Genomic DNA, 21,225 nt, shown 5'->3' on the forward strand with positions numbered 1-21,225 from the left:
TCATCAGGCGGCATCAAACTCAAGCAGATAGCCTTGAAAACGGCGCACATTGATCACGCCGCTATCGAGAATCAGGTACTGCCCCTTCATCCCCAGCAAGGTGCCTTCAAGCAGCGGTGTGCGTTCAAGATCAATGGATTTGACCTTCGTTGGCGCGGCGAGAACAGGATAGTGAAAGTGCCACGCCTGGGTGTCATGGTAGGGAGTAATGGCCCCTTCCCCGAAGCGCTCGTGCAGGGCCTGCAAGCCATCGCGAAAACGCTCGCGCAGTTGAATTGCGGTGGCCGCCAGATCAACATCAAGCTGCTCGCCCTTCAGCATGCGTTGCCAGGGCGTGCGATCAGAGACGGCGCTGCGCAAAAGGTCCTCGATCATGCCGGACTGCTGGCGCGAGGCCACCGTGAAAATCGGCAACGCCTGACTCGCGCCCTGATCGAGCCAGCGCACCGGCATCTGCGAAGGCTTGGTAATGCCTACCTTGAGCGATGCGCTCGCCGCCAGATAGACGATATGAGGAGCAAAGCAGTGGCGTTCGCCCCACTCAGGCTCGCGGCAGGTGCCCTGAAAATAGTGACACTGTTCAGGCGCCATCATGCAGCGGTCACAGCGCGCCAGATGGGTGAAGCAGTACCAGCAGTGGCCCTGCGAGAAGCTTTTGTTGGTGCGCTTGCCGCAAGAGACACAGCAAATCTCCCCCAGATGGCGCAGTCTGATGCGCTGACCCAGCAGCGCATTCAAGTCAATCGAATGCTCCCCCAGAGGCAGCCGGTACTCCGCCACGCTATGGTTGTCGGCAGCCGTGATATCGAGCTTGCGTGCATGGCCTTGCAGTGTCACTGCTTGACCCACTTGATATCGTCACCGTCATCGCTGGCTTCCGAGTGAAGCTGATCCTGCTGCGGATGGCGGCTGCGATCAATATAGCCCGTGCGCTCTTCTTCCTCGAACTGATGGGTATTTTCGTACTTGATGATCGCCTCAAGGCACAGCTCAAGCTGCTCCCGGCTCAGCTTACGGCCATCGGGCCACTTGCGCAGCTCCACCGCCTGCTTAAGCGCCAGATGGGTCGCGGGCGTCATTTGCCCCGCCAGATCATCGAAGGTCATATCACTCATTGGGAACTCCTGGATTGAGAAGCATCAGCGTCGCGCGGCTGTGCTCTCACGATAAAATGCAGCATCAGCGCGGCAACAATACCAGCGCACAAACCTGCCAAATGCGCCCAGTTGGCCATCACGCCCAGCCCCAGCATAGCGGTGAGCGGAGTGAAGCCGAGTACCAGCCACGCCAGCATAAACAGCAGCAGCACCGTTGGCACAAAAAACCGCCACGCGGGGCGTAACTGGTTCAGCAGCCACATATAGCCCAGATAGCCGAACACCACTCCCGACATGCCGCCAAACAGCGGCCCTTCGGTGGCGTATTGAGCCAGATTCGATAACAGCGCCATCAGCACAGTGAGCACCAGTAGATGAATACGCCCTGCACGTAGCTCAAGCTGACGGCCAAACACCCATACCCAGATCAGGTTGCTGAACAGATGCAGCAGCGAAAAATGCATCAGGGCAGGCGTCACCAAACGCCACCAGCCGCCACTTCTGATGGTGTCCAAAAGCGTCGCCTGCGGCTGCCCCATGCTATCGAGGGGCACGATGGAGAGCGCCTGCAATACGCTATCGCCGGACAGTTGCAGCAAGCCATACACCACCAGAGAGGCAACGATCAGCAGCGACGTTACCGGCACCGCCAGCAGCGCCTGAACGAGTGGCGATGCTTCTCCGATACTGCGTTTTGGAAGCCGTGCCAGCAGCGGCTCCCCCGCCTGCCAGCGCTCAATCAGTGCAATGGCATCCTGATAACGTTTGGGGTCGCTCAGAATAACAAGCTGCCACTCGTCGGATGCTCGAAAATCGTGGGTAATGTGCGACTGCCACAACGCTTGCCTGAGCGGAGCTAAATCAACATCAGGGGCGAAGCGCAACACGGGAGTCTGCATAAAGGTTCCTTGGCAGCATTATTGGCATATCTGGCTGCACTGCATATCGGCCTTGCTGGCGCCAATATCAGCGGGGTCATCTACCGATACCCACACCAGCTTGTCGGCGCTCAGGCGCGCTTCACCGTCGAAACGATACGCCACCAAGTGACCACCCTTAACGCCGCTGTAATCAAGACAGGCGAGGTTATCGCTGATCAGCTCGGGGCGCCCCTGACGCCAGTAGTGGCCGAAGAACAGCGGAGGCTGATCGGGGCCATAAAAGACCAGGCGGCGCTTGCTGGCATCATCCAGGGGGCGCTGCGCAATATCAGGGGGCAGCGGATCAGGCTGAAAGAGCACATCCTGATAGCAGCGCGGCTTGCAGGCCCAAAAGCTGGTGCGGAAGGTGCGCCGCGTCACGCCATCCCGTGATGTCATGGAGCGGTCATCGGGCAGTGCAAGCTGCGGCCCACGGGTAAGTCGGCCAAACAGCATATGGGAGAAGCTCTGGGGATCGCAGGCACGCATCAGCATATGGCGATCAATGCGCCCATCCGGGTGATGGTCAAGAAAACGCTCGGCCAGCGTCGCATCCCAGCAGGCGTGTACCGCACGATAGCTGCCCCCGTCGATGCACAGCGGGCATTCGAGCAGCCATTTCAGGGTATCCCGCCAGCGCTCGGGGCAGTTGCGGTATTGCTCGACGGTCTCCTTGTGAATCCGTGGCACCCGCCGTTCATCGCGCAGAAAGAAGGCTGTCAGCGCACTGATTTCATGATTACCCAGCAGCACGGTGGCGTGCCCCTGCTCCGCCATGGCGCGTGCAATCTCGACGGTTTCCACGATTTCCGGCCCGCGGTCGATCAGATCTCCCAGAAACAGCACGCGCCGCTGAGGGTGATGCCACACGCCATCGCGATTGCGCCGATAGCCCAGGCGGTCGAGCAGGCGCTTGAGCAGCGTGGCACAGCCGTGAATATCCCCGATAACATCAATGGCTTCAGCAGATGGCAGCATAGTCACCGGCCATGCTGGGTCCAGCCGAGCTTGCTGCGACAGCTTTCATAGAAGCTATGCCCTTTCGGGTGCAGCAGCTCAAGATAGCTGGGGTTACGTGTAATATGCAGGGAATCGCCCACCTGAGCCGTGCGTACCGACTGCCCATCACAGGCGATGGAGGGATGCTGCTCAATATTTGCGCAGATATCGAGCCGAATGCGGCTGGCCGCAGAGACCACCAGCGGCCGACTCGACAGCGTATGCGGACACATCGGCACCAGCGCCAGAGCGTCCAGAGAAGGATGCAGAATAGGCCCACCCGCCGACAATCCATAAGCGGTTGAACCCGTAGGCGTGGCAATAATCAGGCCATCGGAGCGCTGGCGGTAGACAAACTGGTCATCAATATAGAGATCGAACTCGATCAAGCGCGCCACCTGTCCAGCGTGCACCACCACATCATTCAGCGCCAGACCGTAGGAAACCTCTTTACCGTTGCGCTCAATCCGGCTATCGAGCAGCAGGCGCTGCTCACGGTCGTAATGCCCGTTGAGTATATCGGTCAGGCGTGGCTCCATTTCATCGGCGGGAATATCAGTCAAAAACCCTACCCGCCCGCCATTGACGCCGATAATCGGCGTGTGACTAGCACACAGCGCCCGACCAGCCCCCAGCAGACTGCCATCGCCCCCCAGCACGATCGCTACATCACAGTGCTGGCCCAGGGTATCGAGCGGCGCACAGCTAACCCCTTCTACCGTACCGCTGCTGTCATCCTGCAATAGCGTCGCCACCCCGCTTTCGAGCACCACCTGATGGCCCCGTTCGCGCAAAAAACTGACAAGCCAGCGCAGTGAGGCTTCTATATGCTGGCTACCGGGCCGCCCAATAATCCCGACAGTAGGAAATTGCATCATGCTGGAAGTTCGCTCATCAAAACGGTCATAGCGCCCATTATGCCGATCACATACCGCCGCGCCAACGGCCCGGCAGATGATCTAGGCAGTACGCCGACGGCGACCGCCCCATAAATTGAGCGCCAGCGCCCCGCAAATGACGACACTGCAAAGCGCCAGCCGCCATGGGTCCGTATCGTGATTCCAGATCAAGACATTGACCGCCAGCCCCGCCGGTTTCAGCGCCTCATTCATGATAGCCAGAGTACCGGCATCCACGCGACGCGCCCCCTCATTCCAGAAATAATAGCCCAGCCCCGACGCGATCAGCCCCAGCCATGCCAGCACGCCCCACTGGACTGAGGTGGTAGGCAAACGTGTCCAGTCCCCCAACAGCAGCCACGCCGGCACCAGCAGCACTGCTGCACCAACGTAGAACCACCCGAACTGCTGTAACGCCCCCTTGTGCCCATGACGGCTATCGGCCAGCCCAGGCAAGCGCCGGTAGGCCACCTGCCCCACGGCAAAACAGAGGTTCGAGAGCTGCACCACCACAAAACCGTTCCAGAAGCCTGGTTTAACGTCGAAGGAGGCAATCAGCAGCGCACCGGTTACCGCAATGGCGGCGGTTGCCAGATGAAAGCCGGAAAAACGGCGCGCCAGAGCATCATCAAACAGCGTCACATAGAGCGGCGTCAGCACCGTGAAGAGCAGCACTTCGGGGACGCTCAGCAGCGTAAATGCCTGATAGACAAAAATGCTCATCGCGCCGATCTGGATGGCCCCTACCCCCATCAGCCCCAGCGCCGTCTTGAGCGGAGTGCGGCGTGGCCGCAAGAAGGGTAAAAACAGTACCAGCGCGAGCAAAATACGAATCATTACAGCAAAATAGCTGTCCACACTCGACGACAGGTATACATTGATTAAACTGAACGAAAACGACCACAGGATCGTTACGGCTATTAAATACACCATCCCTGGTTAACCTATTAGAGAAAAGAAAGTTGACTGCAATTATACGCTTGGGAATCGAGATCAACAGCATTTCGCAATTGGAATTTTCCGCTCGCACGCTTAGCGGCTCACGTACCGGGTGGGACGGACATGGCAGCGGGCGCGTTACCGTGCATTCGTCGCTGGAAGAAGAGCGTCGCGTGGTGCGCCTGGAGGAACAGGGCGAATTCGCGCTGGAAGGACAACCGTCGGTTCCTTTTACCAATCACTATCGCTTGACCTGGTACAGCGACTTCATTCGTCTTCATCATGAACGGCGCGGCCAGGAGAACGCCGTATGGCTATTCGATCTGGTCGAAGATCCAAGCGACAGTGAACGCTTGATAAGCCGCCACCCGCACCCCTGCGGTGATGATACCTACGCAGCCCGACTTGCCCTGACCCAGCCCGGTTTTATGCTGTGCTGGAAAATCGAAGGGCCGCGTAAAAACGAGTACCTCGAATACCACTACCGCTAGCGGCGCGCTTGAGCCACTGCCCCCTCACCGCTAGTGGCTCAATTCCCCTTCATCGCCATTGTCCCATATGACATTGGCGCGCTTTTGCGCTTCTCAGACACGCTGGGGTGCTCTTCTCCGGCGAAAGATCAAAGTGCTGAAGCGGCTGATTCCACGCAGATTATTCGCCTCGCGGTTCGCTATTCCTTCCTGTTTGCTTCGGTCAAAACCACCGAACTTTTTGATTATTATTTAAAACAAAACGTAATAAGACTATAATGTTAGTCTGTTAATGGAAAGCGGAGTTACCATGTTAACAACACTCTTGATCGGTGTATGCGCGGGAGGCATTACCGGTGCCATGATGGATAATATCCCGGTAGGCATGGGCCTTGGCGCCATGGTCTCACTTGTCTTTTACTGCACACGCCCCACTGCATAACACGCTCTACGCAATTCCCTCTGTTTGCCTCGACCTGACATGATCTTCACGACGCCTTCATCCTAAACGCCTGTCATACGACGTGGCCCGACGTTAGACCGTACCTCGCATTTGCATCACCTGCTGCTTTCATACTGACCGTTATTAAACCATCGCTTGGCTATGGTGCTTCTTTGTACGTACTGGTTTTCAGGCGCTATATCAGCACTCCTTTCAGCAGGCCCGAAAATAGCGATGGCTCCACCGGTATAGGGCAATCTGCTTCACCAGGCTGAGGTAGTTCCCATAAAAAACAGGCTCTTCCCATGCAGGAAGAGCCTGTTTGCATCAGTAGCGAAGAACGCTATGCGCTATCCACCGTATCAGCGATCAATTGCCCTGTTTGGCCGCCAGCACTTTTTCCTTGATGCGATTGCCAATGGTTTCATCGACGTTGATCCAGTACTGGAACACCCGTTCGAGAATGTCGGGATCTTCAACACCACCAAGAATATGGCCGCTGGCGTTGTTGACCAGACGCTTACGCTGGGCGTCATCCATTACCCGATTGACCAGCACATGCGCCTGGTTATAGTCGCCATCGTCTTCACGCAAGGTATAGGCTTGGCGCACAAACTCACCGTCGGTCGCCCACACGGCGTCTTCCGGGAACTTCTGCTCGTCAGCCACCGGGCCACCCTTGGAATTGGGCGAATACACCGGATCACTCACGTTATTGATGCGCATGGCGCCACCCTGGCTGTAGCTATGCACAGGGCATTTGGGCGCATTTACCGGAATCTGCTTGTAGTTGACGCCCAGACGCGCACGGTGCGCATCCGCATAGGCGAACGAGCGGCCCAGCAGCATTTTATCCGGCGATAATCCCGTGCCTGGAATGAAGTTATTGGGTTCGAACGCCAACTGCTCGATTTGGGTATGGAAGTCGGTCGGATTGGTGTCGAGCACCATCTTGCCCACTTCGATCAGCGGATATTCGCCCTGCGGCCACACCTTGGTCAGATCGAACGGGTTGATGTGATAGGTCTTGGCGTCTTCATAAGGCATGATCTGCACTTTCAGCGTCCAGCTCGGGAAATCGCCACGCTCGATCGCCATGCGCAAATCGCGACGGTGGTAATCGGCATCGGCCCCCGCCATCTGATCGGCTTCATCCTGCGTCATGCACTGGATGCCCTGATCGGTCTTGAAGTGGTACTTGACCCAAAAACGCTCGCCCTCGGCATTCACCCACATATAGGTATGGCTGGAGAAGCCATCCATGTGACGCCAGGTAGCGGGAATGCCACGGTCGCCCATCAGCCAGGTAACCTGGTGCGCAGACTCAGGACATTGAGTCCAGAAATCCCACTGCATTTCATTGTCACGCAGACCGCTGTCGGCGCGACGTTTCTGGGAATGGATGAAATGCTGAAATTTCATCGGATCGCGCACAAAGAAGACCGGCGTGTTGTTCCCCACCATGTCGAAGTTGCCTTCTTCGGTGTAGAACTTCAGCGCGAAACCGCGCGGATCGCGCCAGGTATCGGGGCTGCCTGCCTCACCCGCCACCGTCGAAAAGCGTGCCGCCATTTCGGTTTTCTTGCCCGGCTGCAAAAAGCTCGCCTTGGTGTACTTACTGACGTCGTGCGTTACTTCAAAGTGGCCAAAAGCACCGCTTCCCTTCGCGTGCGGCTGACGGTCGGCAATCATTTCGCGGTTGAATGCTGCCATCTGCTCAATCAGATAGTGATCGTGCAGCAGGATTGGACCGTTTGGACCAACGGTGAGCGAGTCTTCGGTGCTGGCTACCGGAATGCCCGCATCGTTGGTGGCCGTTGTCGGTTTATTGCTAGTCACGGATTGCTACTCCCTTTTGGTCAGTAAGGGTAAAACGGCGTCGCTTCAGTGTTTTACCGCGTTTTTCCTGCTATCGCGGTGTACACAATGGCACTGCGACGATCAATGAATCGTTGTCAGTTCATAGTTATAGAGGGTGAAGCCAGCACTGTCCATGGCAGCAGGCGCATCGTTTTGATAGCGATCAACTATCAAAGGGGAAATTATAATGATTTATAATATAACCTCATCCTAGTTCACCGGTGCCCTGGAGAGGGTCAGGTTGCCATGGATATCAAGCAGGCCAGTAAAATGCTGCCGTTTTGTTGTTAGCAACAAGAGATATAATAGCCAGCCCTTGCATCATTATTGTTCCAGAAAGGGAGTCCATCCATTATCGCTTATTATCGAATGCGTAGGATTCCCCCACCAGCGTTTCGTCTTCGCAGATTTTATCCAACAATTCCGAGAATACTTTACGTTGGACCACTGGAGACTTTCCCGCTAACAACATCGGCAAACCAATAGTCGCCCCTCCATCCAGCGTGCTCAAATTCCATCCGCTGGTTTCGGTATCCTACTGGGATATGGAAATGCGCCCGTAACCAAAAGTTGCCATACTAACCTCTTCATCCAGCCCCTGCCAGAAAACAAGGCCAAGATTAGATGGCCTACCAGGAAAGACAAGGCTAATTTCCCAACAGTTTACAACGTAAGCCGGAACAGTGCCGGCCAATGGTCGTTTATTGATATAAAAAACAACAAAATGTAATTTATTACAACTATTTTAAATAATCAGCGATAAGGATGACTATCATTTTGAAATAGCACTTCCTCTATAGAAAAACTAGACTTCAAAATATCCCGTAGCATTTTCTTTGCTTTTCCCAATAATTTATTTTGTTTTTCAATCTCATTAAGAACATATTCTGCGGTTTCTTGATCACTCCAATTAATACAAACATTATTGTAATCCCTAGAGAAATTATCAAACTCAGAGATAGGCCAATAAAACTTCTCACCTTTTTTCATAGCCCTCTCGACATCATGATACATTTTATCCATATCAACCGATTGCTGGTAACCTTTTGGAAGCTTTACTACAATTCCATGCTGACCGCCTTTATTCTCCCACTGAACACAATTCGTCATGAAATGTAAAAAATCCATTTTTCCCATATATAGAGAGCTACAGCAGTATGCTAAATTAGGATCTATTATTTTCAACCCCTCATATAGCTCATAACTAAGATCAATAAACATATTCGTGGCAAGTTTAATTTCAGTAATGTGATTGTTAAACGAGTTAATGATAGAAAAAGCACTTCTATTATCACCACACTCATTAATATCAGTCAGTACTTCCTGAGTCACATCGTCCAAGGATTGCAAACAAAAATATAATTTAGTTAAGGAACGACAAGCCTTTTTCCTTTTATCAAACGGAATTCCAACAAGCTTTTCGCCCACTTTTTGGCATATAAATACGACTACCTTTCCTACAATGTCTGCACCTAAAATCATCCTTCCTCCACCAGAATAAATCTTTTATTTCAATGACTTTCTAATTTTTCCAACCACTCCCTGTTAGCATCAAACAATAGTTACTTATGGCATTCTATAACAACACTTTACAACCATATGTTAAAAACATTACCATCATAAAACATTTCGAGTTTTTGGTATACATATGCTTACTCAGGATGACATATCAACAAGGCTCTGCTGCTAACGGCGCAGGAGGTTAAAATGGCACATCGTTACCCACTGGTCTGGTTACGATGGGGAGGCATATGCCAAGATACGTGGGCTGAGCATTGGACTTGCACAGCCAATAAGAATAGCGAGTTATCATGTTTTGCAAAGGATTTACGTCGTGAGTTTTTTAAAGCAGAGTAGCTCTGCATCATCGATGCCAGACGGGGACCCTGAAAAGAAGTTCATAATACAATAAGTTAAAAATACAAGACTACACAAGAACTAAGTTCTTATTGTTTTTAAGTTAAAGATTATCCCCCGGGGGCCTAGGTTTGCCAATCCTCTCTTAGGTATTGCGTCCAAAAACTCCGACAGTGGTAGGATTCTCCTTATAGAGGCAACAGCCCCAAAGTTAAGCGACGTGGTAAAGCTAAAGCTCACCCAAATTTCTCAGTGATTGCTCGATCTCCGCCACCCATTTTTCAGGACAAGGATAAACTCGGCTTTCGATGCTAATTCGGTTCGGTGATACACGGCGGGTCAGCCCATGCAAAGATTTAACATGAGCGATCCAGCATGTTTTTACTGTCTTCCCTGTCCTGGATTTAACATCCTCGGCAATTTGACAGTAAGTCGCCATAAATATCGGTGCTCCTTTTTTATAAACCAGAGACGCATCAAGCAGCTATGAGACTGTCATGCCTTCATAAGTCGGATTGCAATATGGGCTGGTGGCGATAATAACCACAGAAAATATTATTACGACAGCTGCTGGAGCAATTGGTAGTGTTAGCGACGCTGATACTGATTTCGCAAACACTATTTCCCAGAGACAACGCAGCGGTCTCAGCTTACACATTGTTGATAAAAAGCAAACTCGACTCCAGAGTATCCTTGGGTAAACCCAACAGCCAGAGAGAAAGCGTATTGCCACTGTTAGCGCTGAGTTCAGTGACGTTATTTAAACGAACCCTCGACATCCAGCTTGGGAAGCTGGCGCTCTACCAACTGAGCTATACCCGCCTGACGCTGAGTGCAGCAAGACGACCTCTGCCCTGCTGCCCTATACATAAAACTACTGAACTGATGCACTATACCGCGTAAGTCAGCCTTGTCGCACTACTTCTGACCAGCATCCGCTTTAGCGTAGTAGTCATCGGCATAGCTATTAAGCTGCTTAGCGGAAGAGTGCAACTTGGACAAGCGTGGATCGTTACGGGGGAGCTGCTGATTGGCATCCTTCAGCTCCTTGTTCAGACGCTCGGACTGATCCAGCACAATGCTGTACGACTGCTCGAAGGAGACACAAATACCGCTGGAAGTCGGTTTGCCTGCTTTGATAGCGCGCGAGCACCGTTCACCAAGATCATTGGCTGAATCAATCGAGAGCTGCATGGTCGAAAAGTAGTGATCGACCTGGGAGGATGAAGGCGCTGCCTGCACTGAGCCTGCCAGCAGCAAGCCGCTTGCGGCGGCGATAACGTATTTCAACATAAGGTCTCTCCAACGAAACGGGGGGCGCCAGCACGCCAGCCTTTTGATAGCCGCTGTGTGGCTCCATTTGCGCTGATGCTACCACAGCTACCCGTTCACAGAACCCTTTTGGCAAAAACCGCGTAAACCCTCGCCCAGTGCCGGTGGAAATATCAGCAGGCAGTGCGATCCGCTTGCATAACCACCGTATGCTACTCATTTGGCGCGTTGCGCCGTATTCTGCGTGATCGCCTCGGTGTTGAATGCAGCGGTCTGATATTCACCCTTCCCTCCGCTCATCAACACGCATTTGCGCAGCACTCAAGGTGCTCTCAAGGCCACTGCTCGGCTTATCTGGTCGAACAAGCGCCTATCTATTTCCAGCACTCCCTAGTCAAGCTTTCGATCAGGTCTTAGAATCCGTGTTCCACAACGATATGGACGAACACTTGAATACCAACGCTGACGGGCCCTGTTGTCTTTCTTGCGCACCCACATCTCTTCCGCCAAAGAGCGCTTCCTTCTGCTGCGCTGATGTTGAACTCGACTGCGTAACCGCCTGCGCTTTGGCTGGCCGCCATGCTTGAGATATTTCTCGATCCTACCGCGTGGGCAGGTCTGGTAACCCTGATTGTGCTGGAGCTAGTGCTCGGCATTGATAATCTGGTGTTTATCGCCATTCTTGCCGACAAGGTGCATCCGTCCCAGCGTGACCGCGCCCGTATCATCGGGCTGGCACTTGCACTCTTCATGCGTATGGCGCTGCTGGCCAGCATGTCGTGGCTGATGAGCCTTACCGATCCGCTCTTCACCGTTGGTGATCTCGCGATCAGCCTGCGCGATCTTATTCTGTGTGCGGGTGGCCTGTTCCTGATGTACAAGGCGACCAGCGAACTGCACGAACACATATCGCCCGCTACCCATCACGCCAGCAGTGACAACCAGACGTTCTCGCCCCTTGCGATGGTGGTGGCACAGATTGTCGTGCTGGATGCGGTGTTCTCCATTGACTCGGTAATCACTGCCGTGGGCATGGTGCAGCAGCTCGAAATCATGATGGTCGCAGTAGTAATTGCGGTGTGCATCATGATGTGGGCGAGCAAGCCGTTGACCGTCTTCGTGTCGAATCACCCGACCATCGTTATTCTGTGCCTCAGCTTCCTGCTGATGATCGGTCTCAGCTTGGTGTGTGAGGCCGTTCATATCGAAATTCCGAAAGGCTATCTTTACGGTGCGATCGTCTTCTCGCTGCTGGTGGAGCTGTTGCAGGAGCTGCGCCGTCGCGGCACTCGTGCCGACGCGCCATACAGCAGCCGCCGCGCCAGAACCACCGCCGCGATTATGCGTATGATTGGGGGGAATAACCTCTCGGTGCAGGCATCCTCGAATGATGGGCAGGCACACAGCATTCCCACCGAGGAGCTGTTCGGTGCCAGCGAGCGGCGCATGGTGGAAGGTGTACTGTCGCTGGCGGACAAGCCGATAGAGGCGATCATTACGCTGCGCCGTGATATCGAAACCATTGATCTGCACGACCCCATCGCCAAGCAGCTATCCGCCATAGCCAAGAGCCAGCACTCCTGGCTGGTGGTGATTGAAGATGGACACAGCGATGAACCCCTCGGCGTAATCAACACCAAGCGCTTGCTTGATCCGCTTATCGCGGCCCACCCGCCTGCCGATCTACGTAGCTGGATCGAGCAGCCGCTGGTACTGCTTGAAAATGTCTCGGTCATCAACGCGCTGGAGCATTTCCGCAACTCGGGCAACAGTATCGCGTTCGTGGTCGATGAATTCGGTACGCTTACCGGCATCGCTACCACCAACGATATTCTCGAAGAGATCGCGGGCAAGCTGCCCAACAAGGGGGAAGAAGAAGCGCCCGTCGTCACCCAGGTGAACGAGCAGAGCTTCGATGTGGATGCCAGTGAAGACATTCATGACATCAACAAAGAGCTGCCGCACCCCTTGCCTATCGGGCGCGACTACACCACTCTGGCAGGATTGGTACTTTACTGTCTTGAAACGCTACCCTATATAGGAGCTGCTACCAGCATTGATGGTTGGGATATTCGCGTACTCGATGTTGAGCGCCATCGCATCAAGCGCGTGCGCCTGACCTTAAGTGAAGTGGGCAACGGAAAGCCCCGCATTTAATAGCCATACTTACCGCTACAGCACTCGATGGCCCATGGACATCGAGTGCTGTCGTCATTTTTAAGGGCAGCCGACAGGTTGCAAGGAAGTGCCCCTATGACAGGCGATCAGAACGAAAAGAGCATCTACCGCTGGTACGCTATCCAGTGCAAGGGCGGAGAATCACTGAGGGCCGCTGAAAACCTGCACCGCCAGGGCTTTGAGATCTTTCATCCCCTGGTGGCTAAAAACGAAAAAAAAGCGCGCCGTGAGCCGCTGTTTCCCTACTACCTGTTTATCAGGTTAAGCCAGGTTGCCAGCAATTGGCGCCCCATCCGCTCAACCCGTGGCGTGCTGCGGCTGGTCAGCTTCGGTGATACGCCGCTGCCCGTGCCCCAGTCGCTCATCGACATGCTCAAGGCACATGCGTCGATGCACGATGGCGACCCCATCAATCATTACATTGGGCTAAAGCCCCGCCTGCAACCCACATCGGATAGCACGAGTGCCAAACTTTCCCAGCTACTCGACAAGCGCAGTGGTGAAGAGCGCGTGATTGCGCTGCTGGATATTATCAGCCGCATCCAGGACCCGCGCGCCCTATAACCGTTACCGCGTGAAATATCACCGACAATAGTATGAAAGTCAGCCTCTAAACAGGGCAGTTGATAAGAGAGTATGATTATCCTGTCTTGATGAGGAGAATGATAAATGTCACATCGCTGTCGGCTACCAGGCTGGGAATCCAAGAAAATGAGTGCCGAACAGGCCGCCACCTTGATCAAGGATGGCATGACTATCGGCACCAGCGGTTTCACCCGGGCAGGAGAAGCAAAAGAAGTACCCTTGGCACTTGCCGAACGCGCCAAAAAAGAGTCGCTCAAGATCACCTTGCTGACTGGCGCCTCGCTGGGCAATAACGTTGATGCGTCGCTGACCGACGCAGGCGCACTCAAGCGCCGCATGCCGTTTCAGGTCGATCGTACGCTGCGCAAGGCGATCAATCAGGGCGAAGTACTGTTTTCCGATATTCACTTGTCGGAAGTTGTCGAACAGGCCCGCCACGGCTATCTGGGCCATATTGATATCGCCATCATTGAGGCCACGGCCATCACCGAAGAAGGGGCCATTATTCCTACTGCCTCGGTCGGCAACTCTGCCAGCTTTGCCAGGCTCGCCGACAAGGTGATCATTGAGGTGAACGATGTCTGGCCTGAAGCGCTGGAGGGGCTGCACGATATCTACCTTCCCGCCATGCGCCCTGACCGTACGCCAGTTGAGGTCACCGCAGCCGATAGCCGTATAGGTACGCCCTATATTCAAGTGCCGCCGGAAAAAATCGCCGCTATCGTGCTGACCCATCGTCCGGACTCCCCTTCCGATAACGTGCCTGCTGATGAAGGCACCCAGCGCATCGCCGATCATCTCATCGACTTTTTCAAAAACGAGATAGCCAGCGGGCGACTCGGCGAGCAGCTGCTCCCCTTCCAGGCAGGTATTGGCAGCATGGCGAATGCGGTACTGGAAGGCTTGGGAACCGCTGGCTTCGAAGGGTTGACCATGTATTCCGAGGTGCTACAGGACAGCGCCATCAAGCTGCTCGATAACGGCACCTTCCGTTTTGCATCCGCTACGTCAATCACGCTGGGGCAAGAGGTTGGCAACCGCTTCTGGCCCAATATTGAGCAGTACAAGGATCGTATCGTGCTGCGCCCGCAGGAAATTTCCAACCTGCCGGAAGTGATCCGTCGCATAGGCATCATTGCCATCAATACCGCGCTCGAATTCGACATCTATGGCAACGTCAACTCTACCCATGTGTGCGGCACCCAGATGATGAACGGCATTGGTGGCTCGGGGGATTTCGCACGCAACGCCCATCTGTCGGTATTTATCAGCAAATCGGTGGCGAAAAGCGGCGATATCTCAAGCATTGTGCCCTTCGTGAGCCACGTCGATCATAGTGAGCATGATGTCGATATTCTGGTGACCGAGCACGGTCTGGCCGACCTTCGCGGTTGCGCTCCCCGCGAACGGGCGCTGATCATCATCGAAAAATGTGCTGATCCCCTTTACCGCCCAGCGCTGCTCGACTACTTCCATCGTGCCTGCGAACGCGGTGGTCACACGCCTCACCTTCTCAATGAAGCGCTGTCATGGCATCAGGCGGTCGTAGAAAGCGGCTCAATGCGCCATTTTGCCGACTCCCCAGCCCAGTCATAATATCGGTATCACTTGTTGAAAAACGGCGTATTACAGTATCAGCAGCATGCCTGTAATACGCCGTAACAAAAAACATACCATTAGGCGCTAAAGTGCGTAGCACGGTGCGCTTGCCTTCAGGTACATTAAAGCGATGATTGAAACTCCCTGAAGGGAATGCTCAAATAAGTGCCATATATCTCGCCATCACGATAGGAACACTTCGCTGATACGCCAGATTATTCACTTAATTTTGTGTCGTCCTGACGGCATGTGTTGTTAACCAAGAGAGAAACTTGATGATTCGCAAAGCGGTTCTTCCAGTAGCAGGCTTTGGCACTCGCTGCCTCCCCGCCTCCAAGGCTATCCCCAAGGAAATGATTACCATCGTTGATAAACCGGTAATCCAATATGTGGTGGAAGAAGCAGTAGCAGCCGGCATCAAGGAGATCGTGCTGGTAACTCACTCTGCCAAGGCCGCCATCGAAAACCATTTCGATCACCATTTCGAGCTTGAACATCAGCTGGAAGCCAAGGGCAAGACCGAGCTTCTGGAAGAGCTGCGCAACATCATCCCTTCCGATGTGTCGATCATTTCGGTACGTCAGGAAGAAGCCAAGGGCCTGGGCCATGCGATTCTGTGCGCCCGCTCGGTAATTGGCGACAACGATCCCTTCGTGGTCATGCTTCCCGATGTGCTGGTGGATGCCGATGGTCATTCGCCCAACGACCTGGCCGGCATGATCAAAGCCTATGATGAAACGGGCAACGCCCAGATCATGGTTGAAAACGTGCCGCAGGAAGTTGCCTACAAGTATGGCATCGTATCCCTTGAAGGCGACACGCCTCAGGCCGGTCAGCATACGCCGATCAATGGCATGGTTGAGAAGCCGAAAAGTGGCGAAGAGCCTTCTACCCTTGCCGTTATCGGCCGCTACCTGCTGCCAGGCTCCATCTTCCCGCTGCTGGCGGAAACCAAGCCCGGTGCCGGCGGCGAAATTCAGCTGACCGATGCCATTGATGAGCTACGCAGCAGCCATCCGGTCGAAGCCTATCGCATGGAAGGCGACACCTATGATTGCGGCTTTGCGCTCGGTTATCTGGAAGCGACTGTCTCCTATGCCAAGCGTCATCCTGCTCTAGGCGAAGGATTCAAGGAAATGCTCAAGAAATACGTCGACTGACAGGCGGTGAGAGGCGTGTAATCCTCGTCTCTTTACGTCACACACTGACAGCCAGGCATCCCCATGGCTGTCAGTTTTATCTCCAGTGCAGAAGAATACGCTGCTACAAGGCACTCAGGTGCTTACTTCCCCTTCTATCAGTACGGTTAATCGCAACACAGTGTCAGCTTGCGCGCTAAACCCTACGTTCTGCACTTACTACGTCAACCTGACGACTATCTTTGATCTCGCACTGCTTCTTGGTACTTTGTGCCAGAATTCATCGGTTATTCGCCATCTGCCAATAACGCGGGATCACATCGTAATTAAATAGCAAAGGATAACAATATGGTCAGTGCTTCCTCCGGTAGTGTTGCTCGCAAAAAGCGCGCGCTTACCGTAGATGATGTAACGCTCATAGAAACAAAATCCCTCAAACGCACCATCACCGCCACCGCGCTCGGTAACGCGATGGAGTGGTTCGATTTTGGCGTTTATGCCTATCTGGCGACCATCATTGGTCGCGTATTTTTCCCTGGCGGCGATCCGACAATACAGTTGCTGGCCTCCTTCGGTGCCTTTGCTGCTGCCTTTTTGGTACGCCCCATCGGTGGTCTGATTCTCGGCCCGCTGGGTGACAAGCTGGGCCGCCAGAAAGTGCTCGCCTTCACCATGATCATGATGGCGGGCAGCACCTTCTGTATCGGTCTGATCCCCAGCTACAACAGCATTGGCGTATGGGCACCCATACTGCTGCTGGCGCTGCGTCTGGTACAGGGTTTCTCGACCGGTGGTGAATTTGGCGGTGCGATGACCTATCTGGGCGAACATGCGCCTGACCGCATTCGCGGATTTTTGAGTAGCTGGCTCGAATTCGGCACCCTGTTCGGTTACGTGGTAGCCGCCCTGCTGGCCGCGGTACTGACCTCTACCCTGTCAGATGAAGCGCTGCTCGACTGGGGCTGGCGTATTCCCTTCTTCGTCGCGGGGCCGCTGGGCATCGTCGGCCTTTATATGCGTATGAAGCTTGAAGAGACGCCCGCCTTCGAAGAGCACAAGAAAACCGCGGAAGTAGAAGAATCGGCTGCCCGCGAACTGGTCACCATGGTATCGGGCCACTGGCGCCCCATGCTGCTGTGCATTGGCCTGGTGATCGTATACATGGTCGGCACCTACATGGTGCTCTCCTACCTGCCCACCTATCTCTCGTCAGAACTTGGTCACTCGGCCGATATGGGCAACTACCTGCTGATCGCCCTGATGGTGGTGATGATGATCATCCAACCGTTTGCTGGCATGGCAAGTGACAAGTGGGGGCGTCGTCCGGTCATCTTTACTGGCTGCCTGGGCTTCTTGCTGTTCTCTATTCCGGCATTCTGGCTGCTGCATTCCGATAGTCTGGTGCTGGTATTCCTGGGACTGTTAATGCTGGGCGTCTTCCAGAACTGCTTTATGGGAGCCATGCCGTCTACCCTGCCAGCCCTGTTCTCGACCAGCATTCGTTACGGCGCCATCGCTATCGCGCTGAACTTCTCCACCTCGCTGTTTGGCGGTACTACGCCGCTGGTCTCCACTGGGCTGATTGATCTGACCGGTTCCGACATGATGCCTGCCTACTACATGATGATCGTGGCAGTCATCGGTATGCTCGTGATCCTGGTAACCGCAGAAAGCTCGCGCAAGCCGCTGCAAGGCTCAAAACCGGCAGCATCGGACCGCGAAGAAGCCAAGGAGCTGCTGGCGGATCACCATCAGGATATTGCTGAGCGTATTCGTGATGTTGATAGCCAAATCGCTGAGCTTCAGAAAATACGAGCGGACCTGGCCGATCAGCACCCTTCCATCCGTTAGGAGGGCAATATGCCAATGGGCACAATCGTCAAGATTGCCCATTGGCAGGGTTGGGTTGAGGTCAAATCAAAGGCAGGTGCCTGCGTGCAGGCTTCCCTTTGGCAGACAGTCACTCATAGCACTATTTGCCAGGGCCTCATGCACTGACATGCAAAAAGCCTGATGTCGGAGATCCCGACACCAGGCTTTTTCGTTGCTTGAGTAATAGTAACTACTCAGGCATTAACAACTTAGTGGAATCTGCTGATAACTGCTCCCAGCAGCCACTTCACCACGAATGCAATCACTGCGATCAGTACCAGCGTAATAATAGTCGAGATCGGATGCAGCACCAGTGTTGCAATCAAGATACCGGCGGCAATCGGCCATATATAACGATCTGTGGCGGCAGTGGTGTCATCCGGCTTGACCGGCTCGGGAACATACTTCTTCACCTGCTTGCCGAAGGTGCCGTCCCAATTCTTATAGCCAAAACCCGCTACCACCAGGAATATTACAATCCAAATCAACGTCCACATTGCAGTCTCTCCCTCCAAGCGTCTACTGTTTACTGTTACTACTTATATCAAAAAGCTTGCCCGTATCATGCGCTACCCGGGCATGGCGTCGCAACTCTCCCTGCTCCCAGTTAGCCGTTAGCGCCCTTCTCCCACGAAGGGGTTAGTGCGCCGCTCCTCGCCAAGTGTAGAGAGCGGACCATGGCCTGGAATAAAACGATAATCATCGCCCAGCGGCCACAGTTTGCTACGAATTGACTGTATCAGGGTGGGCATGTCGCCGCCCGGCAGGTCGGTACGCCCGATGGAGCCTTTAAACAGCACATCGCCCATTTGAATCAGCTTGTGCGCATGATTAACAAACACGACATGACCGGGCGCATGGCCGGGGCAGTGCAGTACATCCAGGCGCTGATTGCCAAAGGTGATGACATCCCCTTCTTCAAGCCATGTACTGGGCACAAACGCCTCGGGCGGCTCAAAACCATAAGCGCGGGCAAATTCGGGGGCGGCTTCAATCAAAAACAGATCATCACGATGCGGGCCAACAATATCAACGTCCAGATAGCGCTGCATGTCTGCCACTGCCCCGATGTGATCAAGATGCCCATGGGTCAGCAAAATCTTCTCGATGCTCACGTCGGCGGCATCACAGGCCGCCTTTAAGCGCTCAGGCTCACCGCCCGGATCGACCAGTACCGCACAGCGGGTGTCAGGACACACCAAAAGCGTACAGTTCTGGGCAAAGGGAGTAACGGTAATCAGCGAAAAATCCAAACGAAACCTCCGCAACAAGGGGCAGGTAGTAATCAATTGCCGTTAATTTTGCCATATCTCGCCACGCCACGTAATTTTTTGCGCTCCCGCCTGCTTCATTTAATCACCGAAAAAAGAAAAGAATTGGGTGGCGGCCTTGAAAACACCCCCAAGCGCGCCCACCCTACTTCTCAGATGCGCAATAAGGCGCACGCCCACCGCTGATAAACACGTTAACGATGGCGTTTATCCAGGGTGAATTGATCAACTTCAACCAAGCAGGTTATTTACTATGCAGATCGCTCCCAACTCAGTCGTGTCGTTTCACTACACCTTGACCAACGACGAAGGTGAAGTGCTCGACAGCTCTGAAGGCCGCGAACCGCTCAGCTATCTCCAAGGCAAAGGCAACATCATTCCTGGCCTTGAGCGCCAGCTGGAAGGGCGTGAAGCTGGTGACAAACTTCAGGTGCGTGTTGAGCCAGCCGAAGGTTATGGCGAAGTACAGCCACAGCTCGTTCAGGAAGTGCCGCGCGCTTCTTTCCAGGGCGTTGAAAGCATTGAACCGGGCATGCAGTTCCAGGCGCAGACCCAGGGCGGCCCGCTGCTGGTCACCGTAACCAAGGTAGAAGGCGATACGGTTACTGTTGATGGCAACCATCCCCTGGCTGGTCAGCCGCTCAACTTTGACGTGGCAGTGGAAACCGTTCGTGAAGCCAGCGATGAAGAACTCGAACATGGTCATGTTCACGGCGAAGGCGGCCACGAGCACTAATCCAGTGCCGGCATAAACGCCCGATCAACGGCGACGCTCCATGCGTCGCCGTTTTTTTATGCCACACGTTTTACTACACGAGCAGGAAGGAGTGCGTGAGGCGCGACACATGCACTGCCATAGCCCTTCTCGGCTGCCCACTGTGATCGCCAACACCTTCCCTATACCCCAAACGCAAACACCCACCCTCAAGGGGTGGGTGCTGCCATTCAACAAAGACTACTGCCGCTTGAGTAACGCCCAGCAGGACGTTTAGTAATCCGCCGAATTCATGTAACCACGGCTTTTGCCTTCAGCCGCATGTCCGCCAAGTACAGCGGCCAGCTGCGAGTCATCCAGTGCGCGTCTGGCGGTCCAGTAATGACGGGACCAATAGACATTATCCAGCCTTGAGATAATCACGCCACGCGAGGTAGAGGCGTGCATAAAGGAGCCATTGCCAACGTAGACACCTACATGGCGATCACCACGATAGGGGCGGAAGAAGACCAAATCGCCGGGGCGCAGATTCGATTTCAGTACGCGCCCGCCTTCGAGTACCTGTGATGCCGTGGTACGTGGCAAGGCATGAGCAAAACCATCGCGGAAGATATGCTGCATCAACGCCGAACAATCAATGCCACCGTGGTTGACACCACCAAGCCGGTAGCGGGTACCCTGCCATTGCGCAAACTGCTCCATCAATACCTTGCGTACCGCTGCCGGTGTAGGGATGGTAGGCTCGGTGTAGTGGGAAAGCCGAGCATTTTGTTGGCCCTGGCTGAAATTTACAGGCTGATTGGCGGCTGTTTTGGCGACAATCAGGGCAGAACTCGTATCAATGTGGGGTGTATAGGATGCAGTGGTGCGCATGTTGCTTTGCTGGGAGGCGCATCCCGAGAGCAATAACAGCATGCAGCAGCAGCCTGTCAATCGGCGCATTGGGCGATTCCTGGATTCTTATAGCGGGCTTATTTAGTGTCGATATGGCGAGGTATGTACGCTTTAACAAGACGGTGGGCACCTGACCTACGGGGAATATTACCCATTGACGCCATGTGGTCAAACTGAATACCGACCTGGAGCGAAAGTTTCCCCATTTTACACGATG

At 54.2% G+C, this 21,225-nt stretch carries 21 protein-coding genes; 9 read left to right on the top strand and 12 right to left on the bottom strand.

Annotation, left to right across the window (positions count from 1 at the left end; translation table 11 throughout):
• Positions 1 to 3: 3 nt before the first annotated feature.
• The 6 genes from L881_RS0111200 to L881_RS0111225 all read right to left on the bottom strand — a co-directional run bounded on the left by L881_RS0111200 (position 4) and on the right by L881_RS0111225 (position 4,848).
• Positions 4 to 837 (bottom strand): DUF2797 domain-containing protein, encoded by an 834-nt coding sequence (locus L881_RS0111200; RefSeq protein WP_245587971.1) that lies wholly within the window; start codon positions 835 to 837, stop codon positions 4 to 6.
• Positions 834 to 1,115: a YeaC family protein gene (locus L881_RS0111205; RefSeq protein WP_025733787.1), complete on the bottom strand. Its 282-nt coding sequence runs from the start codon at positions 1,113 to 1,115 to the stop codon at positions 834 to 836. Before L881_RS0111205 ends, L881_RS0111200 begins: the two co-directional genes overlap by 4 nt.
• Positions 1,112 to 1,996, bottom strand: a complete 885-nt coding sequence (locus tag L881_RS0111210; protein WP_025733788.1) for a rhomboid family intramembrane serine protease — start codon at positions 1,994 to 1,996, stop codon at positions 1,112 to 1,114. The genes L881_RS0111205 and L881_RS0111210 overlap by 4 nt, the downstream gene beginning before the upstream one ends.
• An 18-nt stretch (positions 1,997 to 2,014) precedes the next feature.
• Positions 2,015 to 2,995 carry a metallophosphoesterase gene (locus tag L881_RS0111215; RefSeq protein ID WP_025733789.1) on the bottom strand — a complete coding sequence of 327 codons (981 nt, stop codon included), beginning with the start codon at positions 2,993 to 2,995 and terminating at the stop codon, positions 2,015 to 2,017.
• Between the two features lie 2 nt (positions 2,996 to 2,997).
• Positions 2,998 to 3,894 carry an NAD(+) kinase gene (locus L881_RS0111220; protein ID WP_025733790.1) on the bottom strand — a complete coding sequence of 299 codons (897 nt, stop codon included), beginning with the start codon at positions 3,892 to 3,894 and terminating at the stop codon, positions 2,998 to 3,000.
• 81 nt (positions 3,895 to 3,975) lie between these two features.
• A complete protein-coding gene (locus L881_RS0111225) occupies positions 3,976 to 4,848 on the bottom strand; it encodes a DMT family transporter (RefSeq protein WP_025733791.1) in 873 nt (290 codons plus the stop codon).
• Positions 4,849 to 4,877: 29 nt separating this feature from the next.
• Here L881_RS0111225 and L881_RS0111230 point away from each other — a divergent pair, with 29 nt between their 5' ends.
• Both L881_RS0111230 and L881_RS14070 read left to right on the top strand, forming a co-directional pair.
• Positions 4,878 to 5,345, top strand: a complete 468-nt coding sequence (locus tag L881_RS0111230; RefSeq protein ID WP_156926554.1) for a DUF6314 family protein — start codon at positions 4,878 to 4,880, stop codon at positions 5,343 to 5,345.
• A 289-nt stretch (positions 5,346 to 5,634) separates the two neighbouring features.
• Positions 5,635 to 5,766, top strand: coding sequence for a hypothetical protein (locus L881_RS14070; protein ID WP_281172189.1), 132 nt, complete (start codon positions 5,635 to 5,637; stop codon positions 5,764 to 5,766).
• A gap of 369 nt (positions 5,767 to 6,135) precedes the next feature.
• Here L881_RS14070 and L881_RS0111235 read toward each other — a convergent pair whose 3' ends face one another.
• The 3 genes from L881_RS0111235 to L881_RS0111245 form a co-directional block, all read right to left on the bottom strand.
• Positions 6,136 to 7,605, bottom strand: a complete 1,470-nt coding sequence (locus tag L881_RS0111235; RefSeq protein WP_025733793.1) for a catalase — start codon at positions 7,603 to 7,605, stop codon at positions 6,136 to 6,138.
• A 774-nt stretch (positions 7,606 to 8,379) separates the two neighbouring features.
• Positions 8,380 to 9,108 (bottom strand): hypothetical protein, encoded by a 729-nt coding sequence (locus L881_RS0111240; protein WP_025733794.1) that lies wholly within the window; start codon positions 9,106 to 9,108, stop codon positions 8,380 to 8,382.
• A gap of 1,293 nt (positions 9,109 to 10,401) precedes the next feature.
• On the bottom strand, positions 10,402 to 10,776 hold the full coding sequence (locus L881_RS0111245) for a hypothetical protein (RefSeq protein ID WP_025733795.1): 375 nt from the start codon (positions 10,774 to 10,776) through the stop codon (positions 10,402 to 10,404).
• 558 nt (positions 10,777 to 11,334) lie between these two features.
• Here L881_RS0111245 and L881_RS0111255 point away from each other — a divergent pair.
• The 5 genes from L881_RS0111255 to proP all read left to right on the top strand — a co-directional run bounded on the left by L881_RS0111255 (position 11,335) and on the right by proP (position 18,107).
• Positions 11,335 to 12,912 (top strand): TerC family protein, encoded by a 1,578-nt coding sequence (locus L881_RS0111255; protein ID WP_025733796.1) that lies wholly within the window; start codon positions 11,335 to 11,337, stop codon positions 12,910 to 12,912.
• A 96-nt stretch (positions 12,913 to 13,008) separates the two neighbouring features.
• On the top strand, positions 13,009 to 13,497 hold the full coding sequence (locus tag L881_RS0111260; RefSeq protein WP_034579496.1) for a transcriptional activator RfaH: 489 nt from the start codon (positions 13,009 to 13,011) through the stop codon (positions 13,495 to 13,497).
• Positions 13,498 to 13,602: 105 nt separating this feature from the next.
• Entirely contained in the window at positions 13,603 to 15,114 is a 1,512-nt protein-coding gene (scpC, locus tag L881_RS0111265) for a succinyl-CoA:acetate CoA-transferase ScpC (RefSeq protein WP_025733798.1), read from the top strand.
• 278 nt (positions 15,115 to 15,392) lie between these two features.
• Complete coding sequence (gene galU / locus L881_RS0111270; protein WP_025733799.1) at positions 15,393 to 16,277, top strand: UTP--glucose-1-phosphate uridylyltransferase GalU; 885 nt, start codon at positions 15,393 to 15,395, stop codon at positions 16,275 to 16,277.
• 327 nt (positions 16,278 to 16,604) lie between these two features.
• Entirely contained in the window at positions 16,605 to 18,107 is a 1,503-nt protein-coding gene (gene proP, locus L881_RS0111275) for a glycine betaine/L-proline transporter ProP (RefSeq protein ID WP_025733800.1), read from the top strand.
• 230 nt (positions 18,108 to 18,337) lie between these two features.
• Here proP and L881_RS0111285 read toward each other — a convergent pair whose 3' ends face one another.
• Positions 18,338 to 18,625, bottom strand: a complete 288-nt coding sequence (locus L881_RS0111285) for a hypothetical protein (protein ID WP_025733801.1) — start codon at positions 18,623 to 18,625, stop codon at positions 18,338 to 18,340.
• 117 nt (positions 18,626 to 18,742) lie between these two features.
• A complete protein-coding gene (locus tag L881_RS0111290; RefSeq protein ID WP_025733802.1) occupies positions 18,743 to 19,381 on the bottom strand; it encodes an MBL fold metallo-hydrolase in 639 nt (212 codons plus the stop codon).
• A 271-nt stretch (positions 19,382 to 19,652) separates the two neighbouring features.
• Here L881_RS0111290 and L881_RS0111295 point away from each other — a divergent pair, with 271 nt between their 5' ends.
• Positions 19,653 to 20,135 carry an FKBP-type peptidyl-prolyl cis-trans isomerase gene (locus L881_RS0111295; protein WP_025733803.1) on the top strand — a complete coding sequence of 161 codons (483 nt, stop codon included), beginning with the start codon at positions 19,653 to 19,655 and terminating at the stop codon, positions 20,133 to 20,135.
• A 40-nt stretch (positions 20,136 to 20,175) separates the two neighbouring features.
• A complete protein-coding gene (locus L881_RS13800; RefSeq protein ID WP_156926555.1) occupies positions 20,176 to 20,391 on the top strand; it encodes a hypothetical protein in 216 nt (71 codons plus the stop codon).
• Here the strand turns inward: L881_RS13800 and L881_RS14005 are convergent.
• Positions 20,388 to 21,056, bottom strand: a complete 669-nt coding sequence (locus L881_RS14005) for an NlpC/P60 family protein (protein WP_245587972.1) — start codon at positions 21,054 to 21,056, stop codon at positions 20,388 to 20,390. The genes L881_RS13800 and L881_RS14005 overlap by 4 nt on opposite strands.
• Between the last annotated feature and the right edge of the window lie 169 nt (positions 21,057 to 21,225).

Origin of the sequence: Carnimonas nigrificans ATCC BAA-78 (assembly GCF_000526695.1) — a bacterium.
GTDB lineage: Bacteria > Pseudomonadota > Gammaproteobacteria > Pseudomonadales > Halomonadaceae > Carnimonas > Carnimonas nigrificans.

Excerpts from the sequence above, each read along its gene's own strand:
- scpC (WP_025733798.1), top strand. The coding sequence starts at position 13,603 with ATGTCACATCGCTGTCGGCTACCAGGCTGGGAATCCAAGAAAATGAGT.
- L881_RS0111210 (WP_025733788.1), bottom strand. The coding sequence starts at position 1,996 with ATGCAGACTCCCGTGTTGCGCTTCGCCCCTGATGTTGATTTAGCTCCG.
- L881_RS0111240 (WP_025733794.1), bottom strand. The coding sequence starts at position 9,108 with ATGATTTTAGGTGCAGACATTGTAGGAAAGGTAGTCGTATTTATATGC.
- L881_RS0111245 (WP_025733795.1), bottom strand. The coding sequence starts at position 10,776 with ATGTTGAAATACGTTATCGCCGCCGCAAGCGGCTTGCTGCTGGCAGGC.
- L881_RS0111295 (WP_025733803.1), top strand. The coding sequence starts at position 19,653 with ATGCAGATCGCTCCCAACTCAGTCGTGTCGTTTCACTACACCTTGACC.
- L881_RS0111260 (WP_034579496.1), top strand. The coding sequence starts at position 13,009 with ATGACAGGCGATCAGAACGAAAAGAGCATCTACCGCTGGTACGCTATC.
- L881_RS0111255 (WP_025733796.1), top strand. The coding sequence starts at position 11,335 with ATGCTTGAGATATTTCTCGATCCTACCGCGTGGGCAGGTCTGGTAACC.
- L881_RS0111225 (WP_025733791.1), bottom strand. The coding sequence starts at position 4,848 with ATGGTGTATTTAATAGCCGTAACGATCCTGTGGTCGTTTTCGTTCAGT.
- L881_RS0111285 (WP_025733801.1), bottom strand. The coding sequence starts at position 18,625 with ATGTGGACGTTGATTTGGATTGTAATATTCCTGGTGGTAGCGGGTTTT.
- L881_RS0111215 (WP_025733789.1), bottom strand. The coding sequence starts at position 2,995 with ATGCTGCCATCTGCTGAAGCCATTGATGTTATCGGGGATATTCACGGC.
- galU (WP_025733799.1), top strand. The coding sequence starts at position 15,393 with ATGATTCGCAAAGCGGTTCTTCCAGTAGCAGGCTTTGGCACTCGCTGC.
- proP (WP_025733800.1), top strand. The coding sequence starts at position 16,605 with ATGGTCAGTGCTTCCTCCGGTAGTGTTGCTCGCAAAAAGCGCGCGCTT.
- L881_RS0111205 (WP_025733787.1), bottom strand. The coding sequence starts at position 1,115 with ATGAGTGATATGACCTTCGATGATCTGGCGGGGCAAATGACGCCCGCG.
- L881_RS0111220 (WP_025733790.1), bottom strand. The coding sequence starts at position 3,894 with ATGATGCAATTTCCTACTGTCGGGATTATTGGGCGGCCCGGTAGCCAG.
- L881_RS13800 (WP_156926555.1), top strand. The coding sequence starts at position 20,176 with ATGCGTCGCCGTTTTTTTATGCCACACGTTTTACTACACGAGCAGGAA.
- L881_RS14005 (WP_245587972.1), bottom strand. The coding sequence starts at position 21,056 with ATGCGCCGATTGACAGGCTGCTGCTGCATGCTGTTATTGCTCTCGGGA.
- L881_RS14070 (WP_281172189.1), top strand. The coding sequence starts at position 5,635 with ATGTTAACAACACTCTTGATCGGTGTATGCGCGGGAGGCATTACCGGT.